General features: G+C 54.3%; 22 protein-coding genes. 19 read left to right on the forward strand and 3 right to left on the reverse strand.

What is annotated here, in order from left to right:
- The first annotated feature begins 31 nt into the window (after window positions 1-31).
- The 8 genes from nrdF to ACT3TY_RS02950 all read left to right on the forward strand — a co-directional run bounded on the left by nrdF (window position 32) and on the right by ACT3TY_RS02950 (window position 6,641).
- The gene (nrdF, locus tag ACT3TY_RS02915) at window positions 32-1,003 is read left to right on the forward strand and encodes a class 1b ribonucleoside-diphosphate reductase subunit beta (RefSeq protein ID WP_087109253.1); all 972 of its coding nucleotides are present in this window, start codon (window positions 32-34) and stop codon (window positions 1,001-1,003) included.
- A 38-nt stretch (window positions 1,004-1,041) separates the two neighbouring features.
- The gene (locus ACT3TY_RS02920) at window positions 1,042-1,455 is read left to right on the forward strand and encodes an NUDIX hydrolase (RefSeq protein WP_192526379.1); all 414 of its coding nucleotides are present in this window, start codon (window positions 1,042-1,044) and stop codon (window positions 1,453-1,455) included.
- 271 nt (window positions 1,456-1,726) lie between these two features.
- Window positions 1,727-2,512, forward strand: coding sequence for a DUF3450 family protein (locus tag ACT3TY_RS02925; RefSeq protein ID WP_441677074.1), 786 nt, complete (start codon window positions 1,727-1,729; stop codon window positions 2,510-2,512).
- Window positions 2,509-3,873 carry a MotA/TolQ/ExbB proton channel family protein gene (locus ACT3TY_RS02930; RefSeq protein WP_441677075.1) on the forward strand — a complete coding sequence of 455 codons (1,365 nt, stop codon included), beginning with the start codon at window positions 2,509-2,511 and terminating at the stop codon, window positions 3,871-3,873. Before ACT3TY_RS02925 ends, ACT3TY_RS02930 begins: the two co-directional genes overlap by 4 nt.
- A gap of 1 nt (window position 3,874) precedes the next feature.
- Window positions 3,875-4,417 (forward strand): MotA/TolQ/ExbB proton channel family protein, encoded by a 543-nt coding sequence (locus tag ACT3TY_RS02935; protein WP_444627292.1) that lies wholly within the window; start codon window positions 3,875-3,877, stop codon window positions 4,415-4,417.
- Window positions 4,410-4,817: an ExbD/TolR family protein gene (locus ACT3TY_RS02940; protein WP_172116392.1), complete on the forward strand. Its 408-nt coding sequence runs from the start codon at window positions 4,410-4,412 to the stop codon at window positions 4,815-4,817. Before ACT3TY_RS02935 ends, ACT3TY_RS02940 begins: the two co-directional genes overlap by 8 nt.
- A complete protein-coding gene (locus tag ACT3TY_RS02945) occupies window positions 4,814-5,572 on the forward strand; it encodes an energy transducer TonB (RefSeq protein WP_444627293.1) in 759 nt (252 codons plus the stop codon). Before ACT3TY_RS02940 ends, ACT3TY_RS02945 begins: the two co-directional genes overlap by 4 nt.
- A 4-nt stretch (window positions 5,573-5,576) precedes the next feature.
- Entirely contained in the window at window positions 5,577-6,641 is a 1,065-nt protein-coding gene (locus ACT3TY_RS02950; protein ID WP_444627294.1) for a hypothetical protein, read from the forward strand.
- Here ACT3TY_RS02950 and xthA read toward each other — a convergent pair.
- Together xthA and ACT3TY_RS02960 are read right to left on the reverse strand one after the other, a co-directional pair.
- Complete coding sequence (xthA, locus tag ACT3TY_RS02955; RefSeq protein WP_444627295.1) at window positions 6,634-7,473, reverse strand: exodeoxyribonuclease III; 840 nt, start codon at window positions 7,471-7,473, stop codon at window positions 6,634-6,636. The two genes, ACT3TY_RS02950 and xthA, sit on opposite strands and share 8 nt — an antisense overlap.
- Window positions 7,473-7,721: a hypothetical protein gene (locus ACT3TY_RS02960; RefSeq protein ID WP_172116396.1), complete on the reverse strand. Its 249-nt coding sequence runs from the start codon at window positions 7,719-7,721 to the stop codon at window positions 7,473-7,475. The genes xthA and ACT3TY_RS02960 overlap by 1 nt, the downstream gene beginning before the upstream one ends.
- 145 nt (window positions 7,722-7,866) lie before the next feature.
- On the opposite strand from ACT3TY_RS02960, the gene rhlB reads away from it, so the two are divergent.
- Window positions 7,867-9,141, forward strand: a complete 1,275-nt coding sequence (rhlB, locus tag ACT3TY_RS02965; RefSeq protein ID WP_444627296.1) for an ATP-dependent RNA helicase RhlB — start codon at window positions 7,867-7,869, stop codon at window positions 9,139-9,141.
- A gap of 5 nt (window positions 9,142-9,146) precedes the next feature.
- Window positions 9,147-11,276: an ATP-dependent DNA helicase DinG gene (gene dinG, locus ACT3TY_RS02970; RefSeq protein WP_444627297.1), complete on the forward strand. Its 2,130-nt coding sequence runs from the start codon at window positions 9,147-9,149 to the stop codon at window positions 11,274-11,276.
- A 70-nt stretch (window positions 11,277-11,346) separates the two neighbouring features.
- Here dinG and ACT3TY_RS02975 read toward each other — a convergent pair whose 3' ends face one another.
- Window positions 11,347-12,423, reverse strand: a complete 1,077-nt coding sequence (locus ACT3TY_RS02975; RefSeq protein WP_444627298.1) for a 3-deoxy-7-phosphoheptulonate synthase — start codon at window positions 12,421-12,423, stop codon at window positions 11,347-11,349.
- A 330-nt stretch (window positions 12,424-12,753) separates the two neighbouring features.
- On the opposite strand from ACT3TY_RS02975, the gene rpoE reads away from it, so the two are divergent.
- The 9 genes from rpoE (at window position 12,754) to era (ending at window position 22,035) form a co-directional block, all read left to right on the forward strand.
- The gene (gene rpoE, locus ACT3TY_RS02980) at window positions 12,754-13,353 is read left to right on the forward strand and encodes an RNA polymerase sigma factor RpoE (protein ID WP_172116400.1); all 600 of its coding nucleotides are present in this window, start codon (window positions 12,754-12,756) and stop codon (window positions 13,351-13,353) included.
- Between the two features lie 356 nt (window positions 13,354-13,709).
- Window positions 13,710-14,444 carry a sigma-E factor negative regulatory protein gene (locus ACT3TY_RS02985; protein ID WP_442353359.1) on the forward strand — a complete coding sequence of 245 codons (735 nt, stop codon included), beginning with the start codon at window positions 13,710-13,712 and terminating at the stop codon, window positions 14,442-14,444.
- Window positions 14,445-14,610: 166 nt separating this feature from the next.
- Window positions 14,611-15,558 carry a MucB/RseB C-terminal domain-containing protein gene (locus ACT3TY_RS02990; protein WP_441677082.1) on the forward strand — a complete coding sequence of 316 codons (948 nt, stop codon included), beginning with the start codon at window positions 14,611-14,613 and terminating at the stop codon, window positions 15,556-15,558.
- Window positions 15,559-15,625: 67 nt separating this feature from the next.
- Complete coding sequence (locus tag ACT3TY_RS02995; protein ID WP_441677083.1) at window positions 15,626-16,069, forward strand: SoxR reducing system RseC family protein; 444 nt, start codon at window positions 15,626-15,628, stop codon at window positions 16,067-16,069.
- Between the two features lie 66 nt (window positions 16,070-16,135).
- The gene (locus ACT3TY_RS03000) at window positions 16,136-17,551 is read left to right on the forward strand and encodes a DegQ family serine endoprotease (protein WP_444627299.1); all 1,416 of its coding nucleotides are present in this window, start codon (window positions 16,136-16,138) and stop codon (window positions 17,549-17,551) included.
- A gap of 194 nt (window positions 17,552-17,745) precedes the next feature.
- Window positions 17,746-19,563, forward strand: coding sequence for a translation elongation factor 4 (gene lepA / locus ACT3TY_RS03005; protein ID WP_172116405.1), 1,818 nt, complete (start codon window positions 17,746-17,748; stop codon window positions 19,561-19,563).
- A 14-nt stretch (window positions 19,564-19,577) separates the two neighbouring features.
- Window positions 19,578-20,381: a signal peptidase I gene (gene lepB, locus ACT3TY_RS03010; RefSeq protein ID WP_172116406.1), complete on the forward strand. Its 804-nt coding sequence runs from the start codon at window positions 19,578-19,580 to the stop codon at window positions 20,379-20,381.
- Between the two features lie 65 nt (window positions 20,382-20,446).
- The gene (gene rnc, locus ACT3TY_RS03015) at window positions 20,447-21,139 is read left to right on the forward strand and encodes a ribonuclease III (RefSeq protein WP_087109215.1); all 693 of its coding nucleotides are present in this window, start codon (window positions 20,447-20,449) and stop codon (window positions 21,137-21,139) included.
- Window positions 21,136-22,035 carry a GTPase Era gene (era, locus tag ACT3TY_RS03020; RefSeq protein WP_172116407.1) on the forward strand — a complete coding sequence of 300 codons (900 nt, stop codon included), beginning with the start codon at window positions 21,136-21,138 and terminating at the stop codon, window positions 22,033-22,035. Before rnc ends, era begins: the two co-directional genes overlap by 4 nt.
- Window positions 22,036-22,039: the final 4 nt, after the last annotated feature.

Below are 22,039 nucleotides of genomic sequence, written 5' to 3' on the forward strand. Positions count from 1 at the left end.
GTAATACGGCGCTTTTAATGAGAGTTATTTCATGACTACCACGCAACGCTTATCGCGGGTGAATGCGATCAACTGGAACCGTCTTCAGGATGACAAGGATCTTGAAGTATGGAATCGCCTGACCAGTAACTTTTGGCTGCCGGAAAAAGTGCCGCTTTCCAACGATATTCAATCGTGGAACACACTGACCCAGCAGGAAAAGCAGCTAACCATTCGCGTGTTTACAGGCCTGACGCTGCTGGATACGATCCAAAGCAGCATTGGTGCTCCGGTGCTAATGGAAAATGCTCGCACACCCCATGAAGAGGCGGTATACACCAATATTGCGTTTATGGAGTCGGTGCATGCGCGCTCGTACAGCTCGATTTTCTCGACGCTATGCGCCACGCGCGATGTGGATGATGCCTTCCGGTGGAGTGAAGAGAATCCCACGCTCCAGGCTAAGTCAGAACTGATTCTGGAGCGCTATCGCTCTGATGACCCGTTGATGCGCCAGGTGGCCAGCGTGTTTTTGGAGTCCTTTTTGTTCTATTCGGGCTTCTATCTGCCCATGTACTGGTCCAGCCACGCCAAGCTAACCAACACCGCTGATCTTATTCGTTTGATTATTCGCGATGAAGCGGTACACGGTTACTACATTGGCTACAAATTCCAGCAAGCCTTGGCAGAAGCCACGCCCGAGCGTCAGCAGGAAGTCAAGGATTACGCGTATGAGCTGCTTCTTGAGCTGTATGATAATGAAGTGCGCTACACCGAGTCACTGTATGACGAAGTGGGGCTGTCGGAAGATGTGAAGAAATTTCTTCATTATAACGCCAACAAAGCGCTGATGAACCTGGGCTATGAGCCGCTGTTCCCCAGTAGCGTGACCGACGTTGACCCGACGATTATGGCGGCTCTGTCGCCCAGCGCGAATGAAAACCACGACTTCTTCTCAGGCTCTGGCTCCTCGTACGTTATTGGCAAAGCCATTGCCACTGAAGATGATGACTGGGAGTTTTAATAGTCTCATCCGGTAAGCGGTAAAAAGAGGGAAGGGCCATGCCAGATGTAACGCCAAACACGGCCAGTGTACTGAAAATCGCAGCGGCCGTTGTAAGTGACCTTGATGGTCGACTGCTGCTGGTGCGTAAACAGGGCACCGCTTTCTTTATGCAGCCGGGCGGTAAGATCGACCCGGGTGAAACGGCACTGGCAGCACTATGTCGTGAGCTTAAAGAAGAGCTCGGTTTGCATGTCACTGAAGACCGGCTGCTTCCTTTGGGCGTACAGAAGGCCCCGGCGGCGAATGAGCCTGGCATGACGATTGAAGCGCAGCTCTATGGGCTGGTGATTGATGAGCCGGTAGAGGCGGCCGCTGAAATCGCTGAAGCCAAATGGGTAAGCCGTGAGCAGGCGTGGGAGCTTCCACTCGCGCCGCTAACCAAAGGCTATGTCATAAAGACTGTGTCATAAAGGCCGTGCCATAAAGACTGAGCCATAAAGACATGTGTCATGTTGAACGTTTAAGACATCAAGCATCACCATTATAAGCGGGGCGCCATTTGGCGCCCTTTTTTATACCCAAAATAAAGCAAAAAACGTCTTAATGTTAATGATAAATATTGTCATTTATTGAGATGGTGGTAGGCTAACGCGTAGAATTTAAACGCAAATCGTTCTTATACTTAATTGGTTTCTAGTGTGGCTAATGGTAAAGCTCGCTAGGCAGTAATGGAGAGTCGACGTGCTGAACAGGTCTTTCTTTGCCGTGCGTACGTGTTGCTTAGCCTTCGTGCTAGTCAGCGGTGGGCTAATGGCAAGCGATGAAACAGCGGGCCAGGCGGCCCAGAGCGTAGAAGCCCAACAAACCCAGGTGGCCCTGCAGCAGCAAATTGATGCAGCCGATGAAGAGACCCGGGGCGCGCTAGAAGAGTTACGTCGGCTAGAGCGTGAGACTCGCCAAATGGAGGCCACAAACGCGTCGCTAAGTGCGCGTTTGGTAGAAGAAGCCGAACGTCAGCAGCGTTTAAGTACTGCACTGAATACTCTGGAAGAGACACGCGCGGCGCTACCGCTTATCGAGCAGGATATGCAAGCACAGCTAACGCGCTGGATTGAGCAGGATATGCCGTTCTTGCGCGATGAGCGCTTGGCTCGAGTCGTGCACTCTGATGAGGCGCAGAGCAGCAATACCGTTGAGCGGATCAACGGCTTATTAGAAGCATGGCGAGTAGAGCTTGAATACGGCCGTGACATTGATAACTGGCGCGGACGTTTGCAAAGCCCTGAAGGCAATGCTCGGGAAGTAGATTATCTACGCGTCGGTAGAATTGGATTTTACTACCTGACGCCAGACGCTCGGGAAGGCGGTGTTTGGGATGCCGCCAACCATGAATGGCTACCGTTGGATGAGCGAGCACGGCGCGAAGTCCGCAATGGTCTGCGCATCGCCGCTGACCAGCGCACGCCGGATCTATTGAGGTTGCCGCTATCCATTACCGTTGCAGAACAGCAGGGAGGTCAGCCATGAGCGTCAATCGTCAACGTCTGCAACGCCTGGTAAGTGCTGGTTTGTTGGTGGGGCTTGTCGCCGTCAGTTTCGGCGTCTCGGCGCAAAGTGAGCCTGTTTCATCGCTACGCGAAGCACGCCAGGCCGCTGAGGCGCGTGACCAGGAGCGCTTGGCGCGCTTTTTGGAAGATCAGCAAGCGTTAAATGCAGCGCTTGAAGAGGCTCGCGCCGCCCACCAGTCAGCCGAGGAGCAGCGTGAGGCGCTGCAAGCCCAGCAAACCGAGCAGGCTGAGCAGGCCAGTGAGTTAACCGAGCGCCAGAACGAACAGGGTGAAGCGCTTTCCGGCTTGTTGGCAAACCTTGCGCGACACAGTACCGAAGTGCGCAACGCATTGGGTGAAGATAGCTGGTTAACCTTGCAAGAAGAGATACTGCCGCCTCGCCTGGATAACGCGGAAGTGCTTGAACGTCGTCAGCTAGAAAACGTGGTCGACAGTTTGGCAACGCTGGCTGCAAAAACCGGGCAGGTTGAACGTTTGGAGCTTCCGGTCGCGGATTCCAGCGGCACGATCGCGCCCCGTAACGTGGTTCGATTGGGTGACTTCGCCGCGTTTACGGAAAATGCACTACTTCAGCAAGAAGGTGACGTCAGTCATTTGGCCGAAGCGCCGCGTACGCCAGACGAAATTCAAAGTGTGCTCGCGGCTTACCATCAGGGAGAAAGCAGGGAATTCCTGATTGACCCCACTCAAGGCCCCGTTTTACAGGCGCTTTCTCAACGTCCTAGCCTGTGGGAGCGTTTCCAGCAGGGCGGGTACGTCGGTTATGTCATCGTCGTGCTGGGGGTGTTGGGTCTGCTGGTGGCGCTGGGGCAATATGCCTACTTGGTGCTACAGAGTCTTCGCGTGCGCCGCCAACGTCAGTCGCTTAATCAGTTGCAGTCGAATAACCCACTAGGCCGCGTGTTGCTTCGCTTTAAAGAGATGGATAAGCACCAAACCCCTGAAGCGTTAGAAGCACGTTTGGATGAAGCGGTACTGGCAGAGTTGCCGCGCATTGAGCGGGGTCAGCCCATTGTTAAGCTATTGGCTGCTATTGCACCGCTGCTGGGGTTGTTAGGTACGGTGACCGGCATGATTGTAACGTTTCAGGCGATTACCGTGTTTGGCACCGGCGATCCGCAGCTCATGGCAGGAGGGATTAGCCAGGCATTGGTCACCACGGTGCTGGGCCTCATTACGGCGGTGCCTTTGCTGTTTGCGCAAACGGCGCTTTCAAGCCGCAGCCGTCACCTAAGCCAGGTGATTGAAGGCGAGGCGAGTGCGACCTTGGCGGATCATTTGGAAGCTCAATCTACTGCTCATGCTACGTCGGTGAATTGATATGCCCACGCTACCTCTCTGGCTTGAACCGGTAGAGCGGTTAGTCGATGCCGGTGGTGCGGTTCTGGTCGTGCTAGCGTTGGTCGCGGTGCTGGTATTCGGCATGGCGATAGAGCGCTGGTGGTACTACCGCATTACCTGGCGTTCCGCCCGCCGGCAGTTGATTCGTCGCTGGGCGGAGCGCCGCGACCACCGCAGCTGGAGCGCGCGCACGCTACGCCACGTGTGGACAGAAGCACTAGTGGCCAGGCTTCGTCGTCCGCTGCCCTGGTTAAAGCTGCTGGTCGCGTTCTGCCCCTTGCTAGGCCTGCTGGGTACTGTTACCGGCATGATTACCGTATTTGATAGCCTTTCGATGAGTGACACGCATCAGGCGCGCGCGATGGCCGATGGCGTGGCGCGTGCAACGCTGCCAACGTTAACCGGCATGGCGATTGCGGTCGTAGGGCTTCTGTTTATTAGTCGTTTAGAGCATGTGATTCGTCGAGAAGATCAGCGGTTGCATGACCGGCTGGCACGTGCCTTGGAGGAGAGTGATGCGTAGACGCCGTTCAATGGACGCAAACGCAGAAAGCAATGAAGTCAACCTGACGCCCATGCTCGATGTGGTGTTCATTATGCTGATCTTCTTTATCGTAACGACCAGCTTCATTAAAGAGAGCGGTATCGAGATTGAACGCCCGGAATCGAGTGCGGCGAGTCCACGCCCGGAAGCGCAGGTGCTGGTGGCTATTACGCCTGAAGGTGCTGTCTGGGTGGACGGTAAGCCAGTGGATGTCCATCACGTAGGGCGGGAAGTGGCCGGTATGTTGACCGAGCAAGGGTCTGCCGTGATCCAGGCGGACCGGGCATCGACGACCGGGTTGCTCATTGAAGTTATGGATCGCCTTAAAGAGGCTGGGGTAGAGCAGGTGGCCGTCGCTGCGAGCCGGAGTGCGCCATGATGCGTCATGCGGTGTCCTTTCTGGTGGGAATTACGCTGGCAGTGGGTCTATTTTGGCTGCTGGCGCTACTGGTAACGCCGCCAGAAAGCGAGCCTGAAACGCCGATAATGACCATGACCATGAATATGGTGGAAGCGCCAGAAGTGGCGCCTGAGCAAGAGGCGCCAGCGCCACAGCCTGCGCAAGCCACGCCTCAGCAGGCGCCGCCGCCCATGCCGACACCCGAGCCGCCTCCGGTAACCGATAGTGCTATTACGCTGCCTGATGTAGAGCTACCTGACGTACCCGTCGAGCCGGTGGAGATGGATGATGAGCTGCCGGAGTTAACGGAAATAGCGCCCGAGCCTCAGCCCGCACCGCAGCCGGAACCTGCACCTGAGCCGTCCCCAGAGCCGCCGACGGAAGCAGCGCCAGTAGCAACGCCCACGGAGGCACCCGCTCAGCGTGAAGCGGCCCCGGTAGCCGAAGCGCTGCCTTCCAACGAGCCAGTAAGTGTCGGGCAGGTAGCGCCTACCAATCGTGTTAACCCTAATTATCCACCGCGCGCGCAGCGCAGAGGTATGGAAGGGTTCGTTGAGGTGGAATTTATTATTCGTCGCGATGGTAGCGTTGACCGGTCCTCCGTTCGAGTAACGAATTCTCAGCCACGGCGTGTATTTGATGACGCCGCCCAAAAGGCTATTGGGCAGTGGCAGTTTGCCAGCAGCCAGCAGATCCGGCGTGCCACACAGCGCATAGAGTTTCAATTGAGGTAGCGGAATGCAGCGTTTAGCATGGATTCTAATGTTCAGTGTTTGGGCTTCTGCCGCCCAGGCCGATACACCGCTTTCGGGTGACATCATTCGTGATTTGAAAACGCAGCAAGAGCAGTTGCAAAGTGGTGCGTTTGAGACTGTGGCTGAACGCGCCACCGCCCAGGCGAATCGATTGGCTGGAGGAAATGTTTCTGACCGTTGGGCCAGTGCGCTCTACCATCAGCTGGCGGCAAGCGCTTTGGCTCGCCAGGAAAAGCCTGCTCAGGCCGCTGATCATCTCGCATTGGCGCGTCAGACCAGCGGTGTGGGTACAGAGCAGGCAGCGCGTTGGTTGCGTGAAGAAGCGTCGCTGCGGCGTGTGGCGGGGCAAAATGAGCAGGCCATTGATTTATTGAGCGAATGGCTAGAGAGCGAGCAGGATATCGCCGCGCTATGGCAGTTGGTGCGTTTGATGGCGCAAGAGGCGCAGTGGGATGCTGCCGCTGAGCAGCTGAATCAGGCCGTTGAGCAAACACAAGCGCTTGATGAGAGCCAGCAAGCGCTGGCGCTTGCCGTACTACGACATTCAGGGCAAAGCGAACAGGCGCTTGGCTGGTTGGTTGAAGGTCTGGGCCCACAAAGCGATAGAGACGCGTGGCAGCAGGCAGCGGGGCTTGCCCAGCAGGCAGGCCAGCCAGGCGTCGCCGCTGGCTTGTGGGAAATGGCGTGGCAGTTGGGTAAGCTGGAATCAAAGGATGACTTTTGGCTACTGGTTCAGTTACATCGAAGTGGAGGAACGCCTGCGCGGGCCGCTGAACATGTGGAAAATGCCTTGGCGAAGGGGGAGCTTGAGCGAGATGAGCACTCGTTACGCTTGCTCGCCACGTCCTGGCAGCAGGCCAGGCACGTCGAGAATGCGCTAAGTGCCTGGCAGGCATTGGCTGAATATACCCAAGCGGCCAAGGACTGGCGCCAATATGGGCAGTTGGCTTATGCCTGGGGAAATGAAGAGCAGGCCGAGCAGGCACTTTTTCAGGCAGCTGAGTTGGGCGATGAAGAAGCCAGCCAATGGCTGGCCAATTTCAATTAACGTCAGAAGGACTGAGCGTAATCGCAAAATCGCTCCAGGTCGGTGCATGGTCGGAGGGGCGTTCCATCGCGCGCAGCTCATAATCGATCCCTGCTGCCTGAATGCAGTCGGCAAGTGGCTGTGTTACCAGAATATAGTCGATCCGTAGGCCACGTTTGGGCTCGCGGTCAAAGCCTTTGGAGCGATAATCAAACCAACTGAACCATTCATTGTTCTCTGGGTAGCAAAGGCGATAGCTGTCGGTTAGTCCCCAGGCTTTGATGCCCGCCAGCCATTCGCGCTCAATCGGCTGAAAACTTGCTTTGCCTTCACGCAGCCAGCGCTTGCGGCTTGCCTCGCCAATACCGATATCCTGATCTTCAGGTGAAATGTTAAAATCACCCATAATCGCTAGACGCTCGTCCGCACGGTAATGTTCGTTGAGCAGACTTGTGAGTTGGCGGTAAAAGTGCGCTTTATGGGGAAATTTCGTCGGATGGCTAACGTTTTCACCCTGTGGGAAGTAGCCGTTCCAAACGGTGACTGATTCGCCGTCGTCAGCCAGCAAGCGTACGCCAATCATGCGCCGCTGCGCTTCTTCGCCATCATCGGGAAAGCCATAAAAGATGTCCTGGGGCTTTTGGCGGCACATTAACGCCACCCCATAGTGGCCTTTTTGCCCATGGTAATAGACGTGATAGCCCATAGCCTCTACATCGGCCAGGGGGAACTCGCTGTCCTGTACTTTGGTTTCCTGCAGGCCTATAACGTCAGGCTGCTGGGTATCAATCAAGGCCTGCAACTGATGAAGCCGAGCGCGGATGCCGTTGATGTTGAAAGAAACCAATCGCATTACGATTTATCCTCTGGCGTATGATCCGCCTCTTTGTCAGGATGGATGGCGATACTTTGGCCCTCCTGTTGGCGCGCCAGCTTGCGCTCTGCCTGCAGTTTACGCTGCTGCTGCTTTTTGGCGACAAAACGGCGTGAAGAGGTCACCTGGTCGGGGTTATCATGGCGCCACTGTTTATAGTCTTTGCGGCGCCCGGTGCGAATCGTCACCTTGTCAGCCAAAGAACGTGTTTTTTTCTTACGCGTCATGTCGCGCTCCTTATGTCGAATTAAGCCATATTCTAACAGGCTCTGGCCTACCTTCGACAGCAGGACGCGCTCTTAGCGCCAACCCCTGATACAATACGCGCTTCGTGATGCCTAACATTCACAGTAATGGACAGATACATAGCCTATGAGCGAGTCGGAACAGACCATAGCATCGGCCCAGAACCGCAAGCCGAAACGTCGCCGTCGGAAACCGCGTCGCCGCCAGTCTAGCTGGGATCTTCGTCAGTTTCAGGTGCCTGCCGTGGCTGGCAAATGGCGCTTTCATGACTTTGATCTGCCGCTACCGTTGATGCGCGCCATTCATGCCCAAGGGTTTGAATACTGCACACCGATCCAGGCTGAAGCGCTACGTGCAACGCTGCTGGGTGGCGATATAGTGGGTAAAGCGCAAACCGGTACCGGCAAGACGGCTGCATTTTTGATCTCGGTAATGGCGTACTTCCTTGAAGAGCCTGCACCTAATGGTCAAAAGCCCGGTGCGCCGCGAGCGCTGATTATTGCGCCTACGCGTGAGTTGGCCCTGCAAATCGAAAAAGACGCCAAGGCGCTTGCTCGCTTTACGCAGTTGAACGTGGCCAGCGTTGTTGGTGGGATGGACTATCAAAAGCAGCGCGAAAGTCTGGGCAAAAAGATTGATATCCTGGTCGCAACGCCAGGCCGCTTGCTGGACTTCCATCAAAAGCGCGATATCGACCTTTCTGAAGTGGAAGTGCTGGTATTGGATGAAGCCGACCGTATGCTGTCGATGGGCTTTATTCCTGACGTGAAGCGTATTATTCGCTACACGCCGAAGACAGAAGAGCGCCAGACGTTCCTGTTTTCTGCCACCTTTACCGACGATATTCTCAATCTGGCCAATCAGTGGACGGTTAACCCAGCCCACGTTGAGATTGAAGTCACGGTTGAAAACCAGGCGGATATTGACCAGCGTGTTTATCTCGTCTCGGACGACGATAAGCAGCGCCTGCTGGTAAACCTGCTTGAGCAAGAGAGCTTTGAGCGTGTGATGGTATTCGGTAATCGCCGCGATTTGGTTCGTAAGCTGGATGACCTGCTGAAAAAAGCCGGTATCAGTGCGGCCATGCTGTCGGGTGACGTACCGCAAAACCAGCGCATCACTACGCTTGAGCGTTTCCGCGAAGGTGATATTCAAGTGTTGGTTGCTACGGATGTGGCAGGCCGCGGAATTCACATTGAAGACGTAAGCCACGTCATCAACTACACGCTGCCTGAAGACCCGGAAGACTACGTTCACCGTATTGGTCGTACCGGTCGTGCAGGCGCCAAAGGCGTTTCCATCAGCTTTGTGGGCGAAGAAGATGCCTTCTCATTGCCTGAGATCGAACGCTATATCAACGGCAAACTGCCCTGCGAACATCCGCCGGAAGGTATGCTGTAAAGCACATGCTTGATGATGCCCTAAAAAGCGATATTCAGGACGCTTATCGTCGCGTGGTGGAAAAGCTTGAGCTGACGCCACGCTACGGGCAGCGCCTGATGATTGCTGAGATTGCCCGCACGTTAGGGGACATCGAAAGCGATAGCGAAGGCAAGCGCACCAGCGACAGTCATGTCTGTGTGCTGGAGGCAGGCACCGGTACCGGCAAAACGCTGGCGTATCTGATCGCTGCATTACCTATTGCGAAAGCGCGTGGTAAGCGGCTGGTCATTTCGACCGCTACGGTTGCCTTGCAAGAGCAAGTGCTGAATCAAGACTTGCCCGCGCTTGCCAGCCATAGTGGCATTGCCTTTCGCTACGCGTTGGCGAAAGGTCGCGGCCGGTATGTGTGTGTGGCCAAGCTGGACCAGGTAATGGAAGGCGCTGAGCCTAACCCGACGCTTTCGCTATTCGAGCAGTCGCTGCAAACCGAAAGTAGCGATTTTACCGTGCTTGCCACTGATATGACGGACGCCTATGGGCAGGGTAAGTGGGAGGGCGACCGCGATAACTGGCCCACCACCATTGATGATGCCCACTGGCGGCGGCTAACAGTAGACCACCGCCAATGCACCGGTAGGCGCTGTGGCCACTTTGGCGCCTGTGCCTTTTTTCGCTCGCGTCGTGATCTTGAAAATGCGGATGTCATCGTTGCCAACCATGACCTGGTGCTGGCGGATTTGGCGCTGGGAGGTGGGGCGATTTTGCCCGATCCTGCCGACTGCATTTTTGTCTTTGATGAAGGCCATCACCTGCCTGATAAGGCGCTTTCGCATTTCGCCCATCGGTTTGCCGTACACGGCTGTGTGCGTTGGTTAAACACGCTTAAAAGCAGTTTGACCGACCTGAATCAGGCGTTGGCGGTGCAGACCACCATCGCGCGCTTACTGGCAAGCCTGCCCGAGGCCATCCATGGCTTGGAACCTGTGCTAGGCGATGTGTTTAGCGTAGGGCACCAGCTGGCGGGGCGGCCCAATGGGCTGTCCGATGAAGAAAACACACTGCAATCGCGGTTTGAAAAAGGCCAGGTGCCTGATGCGCTGCGTGAACAGGCGCAGCAGCTACTGGTGATGTTTGCCACGCTCTCGCGCTGTCTGGAAAGCATCAGCGAGATTCTGCGTGAAAGCCTTGATCCTGATAAGCAGACCGGGCTTGATCGCGAGCAAGCGGAAAGCTGGTTGCCACTGGTCGCTCTGCTGCATGGCCGCGCCCTGGAAGCCCACGCCTTATGGCAAGCGTTTAGTGAAAAGGATGCCCCTAACGCGCCGCCAAGTGCTCGGTGGCTTACGCTAAGTCGGGTGGCGGGTGAGCCCGAGATTGAGTTTTCTGCAAGCCCTGTATCAGCGGCCCATACACTTGCCAAGCATTTGTGGGGGCGCTGCCATGGCGCAGTGGTCACCTCGGCAACGCTGACTGCACTGGGTCGATTTGAACGCATTCAGGAGCGTGCCGGGTTGGCTAATCGGTACCGCTACCAGGCGTTGCCCAGCCCGTTTGATTATGCCAATGCGGTGCTGCGTGTGCCAAAGGAGGCGACGGACCCGGGTGATCGCGATGCACATGAAAATGCGATCGCCCAGTTTGTCACGCAATTGACCGAGAAGGAGGCGGCCCTGGTGCTGTTTTCTTCTCGTGCGCAGCTTCGCGCGGTAGAGAAAAGCCTGCCAGCGGCCATCAGAGAGCGGGTGCTTGCCCAGGATGCGTTGCCCAAAAGAGAGTTAATTGAGCGGCACCGCGCGGCGGCCGACAAGGGCAAAGGCAGTATTATTTTTGGGCTAGCCAGTTTTGCTGAAGGGATTGATCTGCCTGGTGACTATTTGACCCACGTGGTGATCACGCGGCTGCCGTTTTCAGTGCCGGATGACCCGGTAGGGGCGACGCTTGCCGAGTGGATCGAGAGCCAGGGCGGGAACTCGTTTATGCGTATTAGCGTGCCGGATGCCTCGATTAAACTGGTGCAGGCCTGTGGGCGGCTGATTCGTAAAGAGAGCGACCAGGGGGTCATTACGTTGTTGGACAAGCGTGTGATTACCCGGCGCTACGGTCAGGCGCTACTGGATGCTTTACCACCGTTCAGGCGCGAGATTCACCCATAAGCCACCTGTAATCATCTGCCCCCCCCCCGCTATGGCTGACGCCATAGCGGGGGATGTGCGTGCGGTCGGGTTACTGCGCAATGCGCTTGGCAAGTACCGGTGCCAGCTTGTTGTTCATGCGGGTAAACGTTTCTACCGTCGTATCCCAATCGATACAGGCATCCGTAATGGAAACACCGTACTGCAGTTGGCTTAGGTCCGCGGGGACTTTTTGATTGCCCCAGCCGATATTGGATTCCACCATCAGGCCGATGATAGAGGTGTTGCCTTCAAGAATCTGGTTGGTCACGTTCTCCAGTACCAACGGCTGTAAAGCCGCGTCTTTATTAGAGTTGGCGTGAGAACAGTCGATCATGATATTGGCAGAAAGGTTGGCTTTTTTAAGCTCTTTTTCAGCCAGCGTCACGCTAACACTGTCGTAATTGGGCTTGCCGTTACCGCCCCGTAGAACGACGTGGCCGTATGCGTTACCCCGGGTGCGAATAATGGCTACTTGACCGGCTGGGTTAATGCCCAGGAAATTATGCGGGCTCGCCACGGACTGCAGCGCATTGATCGCGACATCCAGGCTGCCATCGGTACCGTTTTTAAAACCGACCGGTGAGGAGAGGCCTGAGGCCATTTCGCGGTGCGTTTGTGACTCAGTGGTACGTGCACCAATCGCTGACCAACTGATACAGTCTTGCAGATATTGAGGCGAAATGGGGTCGAGTGCTTCGGTCGCCAGCGGCAAACCAATGTCCGCCAGGTCGACCAGCAGCTTGCGCGCAATATGCAGGCCTTCATCAATCTCAAAGGAGTCGTTGAGGTGCGGGTCGTTGATAAGGCCTTTCCAGCCGACCGTTGTGCGAGGCTTTTCAAAATACACGCGCATCACGATATAAAGACTATCGCTGACCTGGTCGGCCAGTTTGCGCAAGCGGCGGGCGTAATCCAGCGCTGCGTCTACATCGTGGATAGAGCAGGGGCCGACGACAACTAACAGGCGTGGATCTTTACCATCCAGAATATTCTGAATCGTTTGACGCCCTTCAATGACCGTACGTTCAGCGGTATCGGTAAGAGGAACCGCCCGCTTGAGTGCGTCGGGCGTGGTGAGGACATCCTGGGCGAGGACGTTAAGGTTATGGACCTGTTGTTCTGACATCTAGCTACCTATGCGTGCGCAGTGAGCGAAAAATAACGCCTACTATGGCGTGTCAGGGTGGTAAAAATCAATTCTTGAGGAACTTGAAAGCGTTGAGCAGTGTCAGCTTCAAGATTTTGCAAGTAGTGTGTAAGCGCTTGATGCCTCGTACAGAACGCGTAACACTTAGCGTTATGAATCATAAACACAGCGGCATAATTGGTCGCCGCTGTCATCATTGTCATTAATTAATGCCCAAGGGACGCTATGCTGCTTGCTGTGAAGGCCCGATCAAAAGGGGTGACAGAAATAGGGCTCGACGCATGTCGTACGAGCTGGAGGGGCGTGTGAATGGGCACTCGGGAAACGGATCAACAGCTTGTCGAACGTGCCCAAAAAGGTGATACGCGCGCGTTTGATCTGCTGGTAAAAAAATACCAGCATAAAATTATTGGTTTGATCGGTCGCTACGTACACGATCACTCTGAGGTCCAGGACGTGGCCCAGGAAGCGTTTATCAAAGCCTATCGAGCGCTCGGTAAGTTTCGTGCTGAAAGTGCTTTCTATACTTGGATGTATCGCATTGCTATCAATACGGCTAAAAACCATCTGGTATCTCGGGGCCGACGGCCACCTGGTAGCGACCTGGACATTGTGGATGCAGAGCTTGTCGACCAGAGTGGCCGATTGGCAGATGCCGAGTCGCCAGAAGCTGCTATTGCACGTGATCAACTTGAAGCCGCCGTTTTTGAGGCGATTGAAAAGCTACCGGACGATCTACGTACGGCCATTACGCTGCGCGAACTGGATGGCCTTGCCTACGAAGATATTGCTCAGGTAATGCAGTGCCCAGTGGGGACTGTGCGTTCGCGGATTTTTCGCGCGCGTGAAGCGGTGGATGAACACATTCGACCGTTAGTGACGACTGCACGGAACAGTCGCGACGAATAGTGGTCGATAGAACTGAATAAACACAGTGCTGCTGGAAGTTGCAGGTAGAAGTTGCAGATAACGGTCAGGACACAGAAAATTACGTTTTTCCTTTTTTTGTGAACTGTCTGGCAGGCAAAGCGTCATACTCATCAGTTGCTTCCGTTGAACGGATGAGAACAAGCAGCCGTGACGCTTTAGAACTACCATGTCGCATCAAGCGGCTGATGTACCAAAGAATGAGGCAGCATCATGCGAGGTGCGTTGCACTAAGCGAGTTGTTATCAGATCTTGGCCAGTGGAGTTGTTACAGCGGTCGCTGCTTATTTGCCGTGCTGCGGTAAGGCTTCATTTAACACAGTGTGAGGGTGTGAAGTATGAGTCAAAACACACGGGAATCGCTTTCAGCATTAATGGATAGCGAAAGTGATGAGCTGGAACTACGCCGAGTGTTGAAGGCACTGCCAAATGATACTGATGCGGCAGATACGTGGCGACGTTATCACTTGGCTCGTAGCATGATGCAGCGTGAGCGGAGTGTTGATGTGAGCGCCGACCTTTCCGCCGGTATTATGGCGCGTTTACAGGATGAACCTGCTCCGATGATGGCTGACGCCCCAGCGTCAACCCCTGCTCGGTCAAGTAACATCTCTTTTGCCCGCGGCGCCGGTGTTGCAGCAGCGGTATCACTTATGGTGATTACTGGTGTTCAGTTCTTTGGTGCTGACGGTGAAAGTATTGAGCCAGGCAACACTATTGCGGCAACGTCCTCGACGGGCGGAGGTGCAGCGGGTCAGGTTCAGCCTGTCAACCTTGCCGCCTCGCAGCCAGCGTCAATGACCTCTGCCAGTATGCCGATGTTTGAACCAACGCCTTTTCGGGTTAATGGTCAAGCGCAAAACGGGCTAATGAACGTAAGCGAAACGGGTTTCGCTTCAGCCGCCGTGGCTCAAAGTGCTCCCGCACAGCAAGGTACCACTATTGATGTTGATCAGATCAGGCTTCTGCAGTCGTATCTGGAGCAGCATTCTCAGGGTGCCGCTTATGGCAATGGCGAAAGCTGGATGCCATTGATGCGTTCTTCTGTCACTGAACCACTAGGCCAACGCTAACATGTTATGACAATGTTTCCGGAGTGAGGCACCTGAATACGAATTTTAAACACGTATTCGTAAGGTATAACTCGGGAAAATGCCTTGGTTTCGAGATAGGTATTTGAAAGATGGCAGGTAACAGCAGGCTAAGAGTGGCTACCGAGAGATAAGGGAATAAACCCGCATGATGGTGACCTGGCGAAACAGGTGGATGGCTTCTGCTGCGTTATTGAGCATTAGCCTGTTGCCTTTACAGCTCTATGCACAAACTGATGAACGGGGCATGTGTGCGGATGTGCCCTCTGAAAATGCATCTGGCAATGTTCAGGTGTGGCTGGAAAGAAGTTTACAGGCGAGCCATTGTTATACGTTTCAAGCGCGGGCCGTGGTGATTAATGCCATTGATGTGCGCACGCTAGCGCTTTCTCATCGCATTCAGGATGGTGTTCGCCAGCAAGTTGTTCAACAGCTTGATGGCCCCTCTGTAAGCGTCGAGCGTCGCTCCCGCGTAGGACAGCTGGCTTGGTCAGAAAAAAGCGAAAACGGCGCGTTCCCTTCTCTGGAAGGGTGGGTTGACCACGCTTCTCAGTTTTACGATATTTCGCTGGATGAAGACGTCCGAGTCGCTGGGCGCGAGGCGGCAACGCTTCGATTTGAGCCGCATGACCAGCAGCGTTATACCCATGAGTGGTGGTTGGATAATGCAACCGGCTTATTGTTAAAACACGTGTTAAGTGATTCAACGGGTCGTATTTTAGAAACCTTTCAAATAACACAATTAAATGAGCCCGAGCGCTATACAGGTCAGGTTGTCATTGATGCGTTGCCCGTCAGCACAGAACCCGCTTGGCAGCCTTCATGGCTGCCCGAAGGGTTTGTCGCTCAGCCGACATTCTCCCAAGGTGACGAGGCGCATCAGCGTTTGTATAGCGACGGTTTGGCCACCATTAGCATTTTTGCCGAGCCTCAAGCGGGGCCGCAAGATTTGAATCGCGGCGTCCACCAAATTGGTGTTTCGTCGATAGCGGTTGACGAATATGCTGAAGGCGAGCAGTACTGGCAGCTCGTCGGTATTGGTGAAGTTCCCCCTTCAATGCTTCAGCGTATTGTTCAATCGGTTGAGTTTGACTAAATTTTCTTATGTACATTGTGCGCATGTTCTCCAGCTCAATCAGTCCAGCCAAGGTATTAATGCGTAGATGAAATCTGAAAGAGATGCCTTGCTGCGTGCCGGTCGCGTTGTTGGCTACACCCCGCGTGGGCTGTTAGTCGATGTGTCGGTTAAAGAGAGTTGTCAGCAGTGTGCCCAGGGCCGTGGATGTGGCATGGGCGTGTTGGCGCGTCAGCAGCACCAGCGTATTGAAGTCAAAACCCCTTATGCCTCCCAACTTTGCGAACACTACCCGCTTGGCACAAGCGTAACGCTTACTCTTGGCCGTTCCGATATTACCCTGTTAGCCTTGCTTGTCTATGCGCTGCCGTTATTGGTTGCGCTAATGTTATCAGGAGGGGTTGCAGCGTTAGGCGGGGCTGAGTGGTGGGCACCCGCCAGTTTTTTTATGACGTTGTTCATTGGATGTGTGACTTTAAAAAAAATGCTTAGCGGGCGAACGGAACGCTTTCGCCCTCAATTGGTCAGTTAGGCGTCCTGCATCTCATGGTGAGTTGCACTTCCTTCGTTTGATGTCTGCTTTATTAGGAGCTCTTACATGAAGCGCTTGGTTCTTCCTTCCGCATTATGGCTATGCATGGCCACATTATTGATGATAGGCCAAAATGCCTATGCCTATAATTTACCCGATTTCACAGAGTTGGTTGAAGAGGCCGCGCCAGGCGTTGTCAATATTTCAACCAGCCGTACCGTGCAACGCAGTAGTGGCCCTTCAGTGGGTGGGTTCGGCGGGCAAGAGATACCTGAGATTTTCCGGCATTTTTTTGGCGATAGTTTTCCAACCCCGCCAGGCAGCGGCGGACAAGGGCGTGGTGAAGAGCGTCAGTCGCTGGGGTCTGGGTTCGTGATTAGCGATGATGGCTATATCATGACTAACGCCCACGTTGTCCAGGATGCTGACGAGATATTGGTGCGCTTGAATGACCATCGAGAGCTTTCCGCTGAGTTGGTCGGCAGCGATGCTCAGACCGACGTTGCACTTTTAAAAATTGATGCCTCTGAATTACCGGTCTTGAATCTTGGCAATTCTGACGATCTTAAAGTGGGTGAGTGGGTGGCCGCGATTGGCTCTCCGTTCGGGTTTGATCATTCCGTCACTGCAGGCATTATTAGCGCGATTAATCGCACATTGCCGCGTGATGCCTACGTTCCTTTTATTCAAACGGATGTGGCGATCAACCCAGGTAATTCCGGTGGGCCGCTGTTTAACCTTGACGGAGAAGTCGTCGGGATTAACTCGCAAATCTTTACCCGTAGCGGTGGCTTTATGGGGCTTTCATTTGCGATACCCATTAATGTCGCCATGGACGTTGCTGATCAACTGCGTGAAGAGGGACGCGTTGATCGCGGTTGGCTAGGCGTCATGATTCAACCTGTATCTCAGGATTTGGCCGAATCCTTTGGTATGGAAAACGCAAGTGGGGCGCTCATTGCTGACCTTGACCCGGAAGGCCCTGCGGCGCAAGGCGGCTTGCGTGCTGGCGACGTGATTACTGGCGTCAATGGCGAAGAGGTTGATCGCTCAAGCACGCTGCCGCGCTTAATTGGCCGTGTTACGCCTGGAAGTGATGTGGAGCTTACCTTAATGCGCGATGGCGAAGAGGTAGCGGAGACGGTAGCGCTGGGGCATTGGCCCGATTCCGAAGCAGCCACGCAGGGTGATGAAAGCAACAATCAGGTGCGTTTGGGCATTTCGGTTGCCGAGTTGGATGACGCGATGCGTGAGCGCCTAAATATTGAGGGGGGCGTTGCAGTGCGTCAGATTGAGCCGGATAGCGTTGCCGCTCAAGCGGGCCTCCATGTTGGCGATGTACTGGTAAGTGTTGATCACCGCAGCGTATCTTCTCCGGATGAGTTGCTAGACATTGTTGAACAGCTACCCAGTGATCGGGCAATTCCAGTACGTGTTTACCGTGAGGGTCGCTCACTGTTTTTAGCTTTACGCCTGGAATAAGACCTTCTCTGCCTACCCAGTCCGGCGGTTCTCGCCGGACTGCTGTTCCTATCCCCCACATATCGCTACAATAGCGCTTATCTTTTTAACGGAAATAGGCAAAGTGGCCAACATGCCAGCTGTTTTCGGGCTTTAAACTCTCGAGGCGGCTGGTAATAAAGCCGCTTACGTACCACTAAGGCAGACCACTCTCGATGTCCCACGACGTTTCTAGCAGTAATTTAAAGAACATAAGAAACTTCTCAATTATCGCTCATATCGATCACGGGAAATCAACGCTCTCTGATCGCTTGATCCAAACCTGCGGTGGATTGACCCAGCGTGAGCTTAAAGAGCAAGTGCTCGACTCCATGGACATTGAGCGCGAGCGTGGTATCACCATTAAAGCGCAATCGGTGACGCTCGATTACACTGCGGCCGATGGCGAGGTGTATCAGCTTAATTTCATCGATACGCCAGGCCACGTGGATTTCTCCTATGAAGTATCGCGCTCACTGTATGCCTGCGAAGGGGCGCTGCTGGTCGTAGATGCGGGCCAAGGAGTTGAGGCGCAGTCGGTGGCTAACTGCTATACCGCCATCGAGCAGGGCCTGGAAGTATTGCCGGTCCTCAATAAAATCGATTTACCCCAAGCCGACCCGGACAAGGTGGCGCAAGAGGTTGAGGAAATCATTGGTCTCGACGCCACAGACGCTTGTCAGGTGTCCGCCAAAAGCGGTATCGGCATTGAAGGACTGCTTGAACGTTTGGTGCGTGATATTCCGCCGCCTAAAGGTGACCGGAATGCCCCCCTGCAAGCATTGATCATTGACTCCTGGTTTGATAACTATCTGGGCGTAGTCTCGCTGGTGCGCTTGTTTGATGGCACGCTGCGCAAGGGCGACAAGATCCGTATCAAGTCAACGGGCCGCGACTGGAACGCCACTGAAGTGGGCATTTTTACTCCGTTGCGCAAAGAGACCAATATCCTGCGCGCGGGTGAGGTGGGCTTTATTGTCGCAGGCATTAAAGAGATTCACGGTGCGCCGGTGGGTGACACTATCACGCATACCAAAACGCCCGACGTGCCGCGTCTGCCTGGTTTTCAGAAGGTGAAACCTCAGGTGTATGCCGGGATGTTCCCCGTCAGTGCTGATGACTACGAAGACTTCCGGGATGCGCTTGAAAAGCTCGCGCTTAACGATGCCTCTTTAGAGTATGAACCGGAAAACTCGGATGCTCTGGGCTTTGGTTTTCGCGTCGGTTTCCTGGGCACGCTCCACATGGAGATTATCCAGGAGCGGCTTGAGCGCGAATACAATATTGACCTGATTACCACGGCACCTACCGTGGTATACGAGCTTGCGATGAAGAATGGTGATGTCACTTACATCTCCAACCCCTCCAAACTGCCGGATATGGCAGACGTGGATGAGATGCGTGAGCCCATCGTGAGGGCCAGTATTCTGGTGCCTCAGGAGTTTGTGGGTAACGTCATTACCGAGTGTGAGCAGCGCCGCGGTACCCAGAAAGACATGCAGTTCCTGGGTAACCAGATTCAGTTAGCCTATGAGTTGCCGATGTCGGAAGTGGTCATGGATTTCTTCGACCGCCTGAAATCCATCTCACGCGGTTACGCGTCGCTTGAGTACAATTTCGAGCGTTTCGAAGCGGCCAAGTTGGTGCGCCTGGACGTGCTGATCAATAGCGAAAAGGTAGATGCCCTCGCGGTGATTATTCACCGTGATCATGCCCATAGCCGCGGCCGGCTGCTGGTCGAAAAAATGAAAGAGCTGATTCCGCGCCAGATGTTTGACGTGGCCATTCAGGCCGCTATCGGTGGTCAGGTAGTGGCGCGCTCTACCGTAAAAGCCCTGCGTAAAAACGTAACGGCAAAATGTTATGGCGGTGATGTAAGCCGTAAGAAAAAACTACTGGAAAAACAGAAAGCCGGTAAAAAACGGATGAAGCAGGTGGGGCGCGTTGAAATTCCCCAGGATGCCTTCCTCGCTGTGCTCAAGGTTAACGACTAGGGAAGGTTTCCTTTATGGATTTTTCATTACTGCTGGTACTGGCCGTTGTAATTTCAGGGGTCGTTTATTTTATCGATGTGATTTGGCTGCGGCCTAAGCGTCGTGAGCGGTTGGCGAAAGCAGAGGAAGCCGCTGCTGGGAACATCGACGCACCAACACAGGAAAAACTTTTAAAAGAGCCTTGGCCGGTCGATTATGCGCGCTCTTTTTTCCCGGTACTTCTGGTGGTATTGGTAGTACGCAGTTTTATTGTCGAACCGTTTCAAATTCCATCGGGTTCAATGCGGCCTACGCTGGAAGTAGGCGATTTTATCCTGGTGAACAAGTTTGCCTACGGCTTGCGTTTGCCGGTGGTTCACAACCGTATTTTGGAGGTTGGTGAGCCTGAGCGTGGCGATGTGATGGTGTTTCGCTTCCCGGATGAGCCATCGGTCAACTTTATCAAACGGGTGGTAGGCCTTCCGGGCGACCGTATTCGCTACGAAGATAAACAGCTTTATGTGAACGGCGAACTGGTCACTAAAACGTTATTGGAAGAAGGCCCCGATGCCTCGCCACAAGAGCTATTATTAGAAGAGCAGTTGGGTAGCGTGCGCCATACTATCTACAACAACCCCCGCGACCCAGGACCGCAAATGCGCGAAGTTGAAGTGCCTGAAGGTCACTACTTCATGATGGGCGATAATCGCGATCACTCCAACGATAGCCGTTACTGGGGGTTTGTGCCGGAAGAGAATATCGTGGGTCGTGCATTTGCTGTTTGGATGCATTGGGACGGCGGGTTGCCCAGCTTTAATACGGTGCGACGCATTGAATGAATAAGTTTATGTCAGCCCTGGTTAGTCATGTCACTAATAGTTAACGTCAATGACGTAGGAGCCTTGTGAGTAATCCTTTAAACGCTTTTTGCCGACGAATCGGCCATACCTTTGGCGACGAGACGCTCTTGGAACTGGCCATGACGCACCGAAGCTACGGTGGTCGTAACAATGAGCGCCTGGAGTTTCTGGGTGATTCAATTGTTAATTTCGTTATCGCAGAAGCCTTGTTTCAACGTTTCCCTCAAGCGCGGGAAGGGCAGTTATCGCGCCTTCGCGCGCGTTTGGTGAAAGGCCAAACACTTGCTGAGCTCGCCCGTGAAATGACCTTTGGAGAATGCTTGCGCTTGGGGTCGGGGGAAATGAAAAGCGGAGGGCATCGCCGTGAGTCGATTCTCGCCGATGCGGTTGAAGCGATAATTGGTGCCATTTACCTGGACGCCGGCATGGATGTTGTCCGGGAACGCGTGCTTTCCTGGTACGCCGAGCGTCTAGAGAATATCTCGTTACAAGATACCCAGAAAGATCCTAAAACACGCTTACAAGAGTTTTTGCAGTCGCGTCAGTCAGCGCTGCCGCGCTATGAAGTGGTCTCTGTAAAGGGCGAGGCGCATGCCCAGACCTTTACCGTGGAGTGCTACATTGAGCTACTAAGCAAGCATACCACCGGTAAAGGCCCTAGTCGCCGCCATGCTGAACAGCAAGCGGCAGAAGAAGCGCTTTCGTACCTTGAGAAAAAACCAGGAGACAAATCATGAGCCAATCCTGCGGCTTTGTGGCCATTGTTGGACGGCCTAACGTAGGCAAATCAACCCTCATGAATCGTATTCTGGGGCAAAAAATCTCGATTACCTCGCGGCGTCCGCAAACCACGCGCCATCAGGTAATGGGTATTAAAACGGTTGAAGATACGCAGTTTATTTACGTGGATACACCGGGCATGCACATCATGTCCAAAGACCGTAATAAAGCCATCAACCGCTTTATGAATCAGGCGGCTACCCAAGCACTTCGTGATGTTGACTGTGTGGTCTTTATTATTGATCGCACCCGCTGGACTGACGAAGACCAGGCCGTGCTCAAGCGTCTTGAGCATGTTAAGGCACCGGTTATTCTGGCCGTCAATAAGGTGGATCGTCTACAGGATAAGGGCGACTTACTACCCTGGCTTGCTGAAGTGGGCGCGCGGCGTGAGTTTGCAGCCGTTGTGCCTATTTCAGCCAAGCACGGCACCCAGGTAGAAACGCTGGAAGAGGAAGTGGCTAAACACCTGCCAGAAAGCGTGCACTTCTTTCCGGAAGACCAGATTACCGACAAGAGCCTGCGCTTTATGGCCGCTGAGCTGGTGCGTGAAAAAGTCATGCGTCAGTTGGGTGACGAGTTGCCCTACCAGATGACCGTTGAGATTGAAGAGTTCCGCGAAGCCGGGCGCGTCACGCATATCAGCGCGCTGATTCTGGTGGAACGCCAAGGGCAGAAAGTCATCCTGATCGGCGAAAACGGTGACCGGATCAAGAGCATCGGCCGCGAGGCGCGCCTGGATATGGAGCGCGTGCTGGGTACCAAGGTCATGCTTAATATGTGGGTCAAGGTGAAGCGCGGTTGGTCCGATGACGAGCGTGCCCTGAAAAGCCTGGGTTACGACCTCGATTGAGTGT

The sequence above is a fragment of the Halomonas sp. AOP22-C1-8 genome, from assembly GCF_052378905.1.
GTDB classification, from domain to species: domain Bacteria; phylum Pseudomonadota; class Gammaproteobacteria; order Pseudomonadales; family Halomonadaceae; genus Vreelandella; species Vreelandella citrativorans.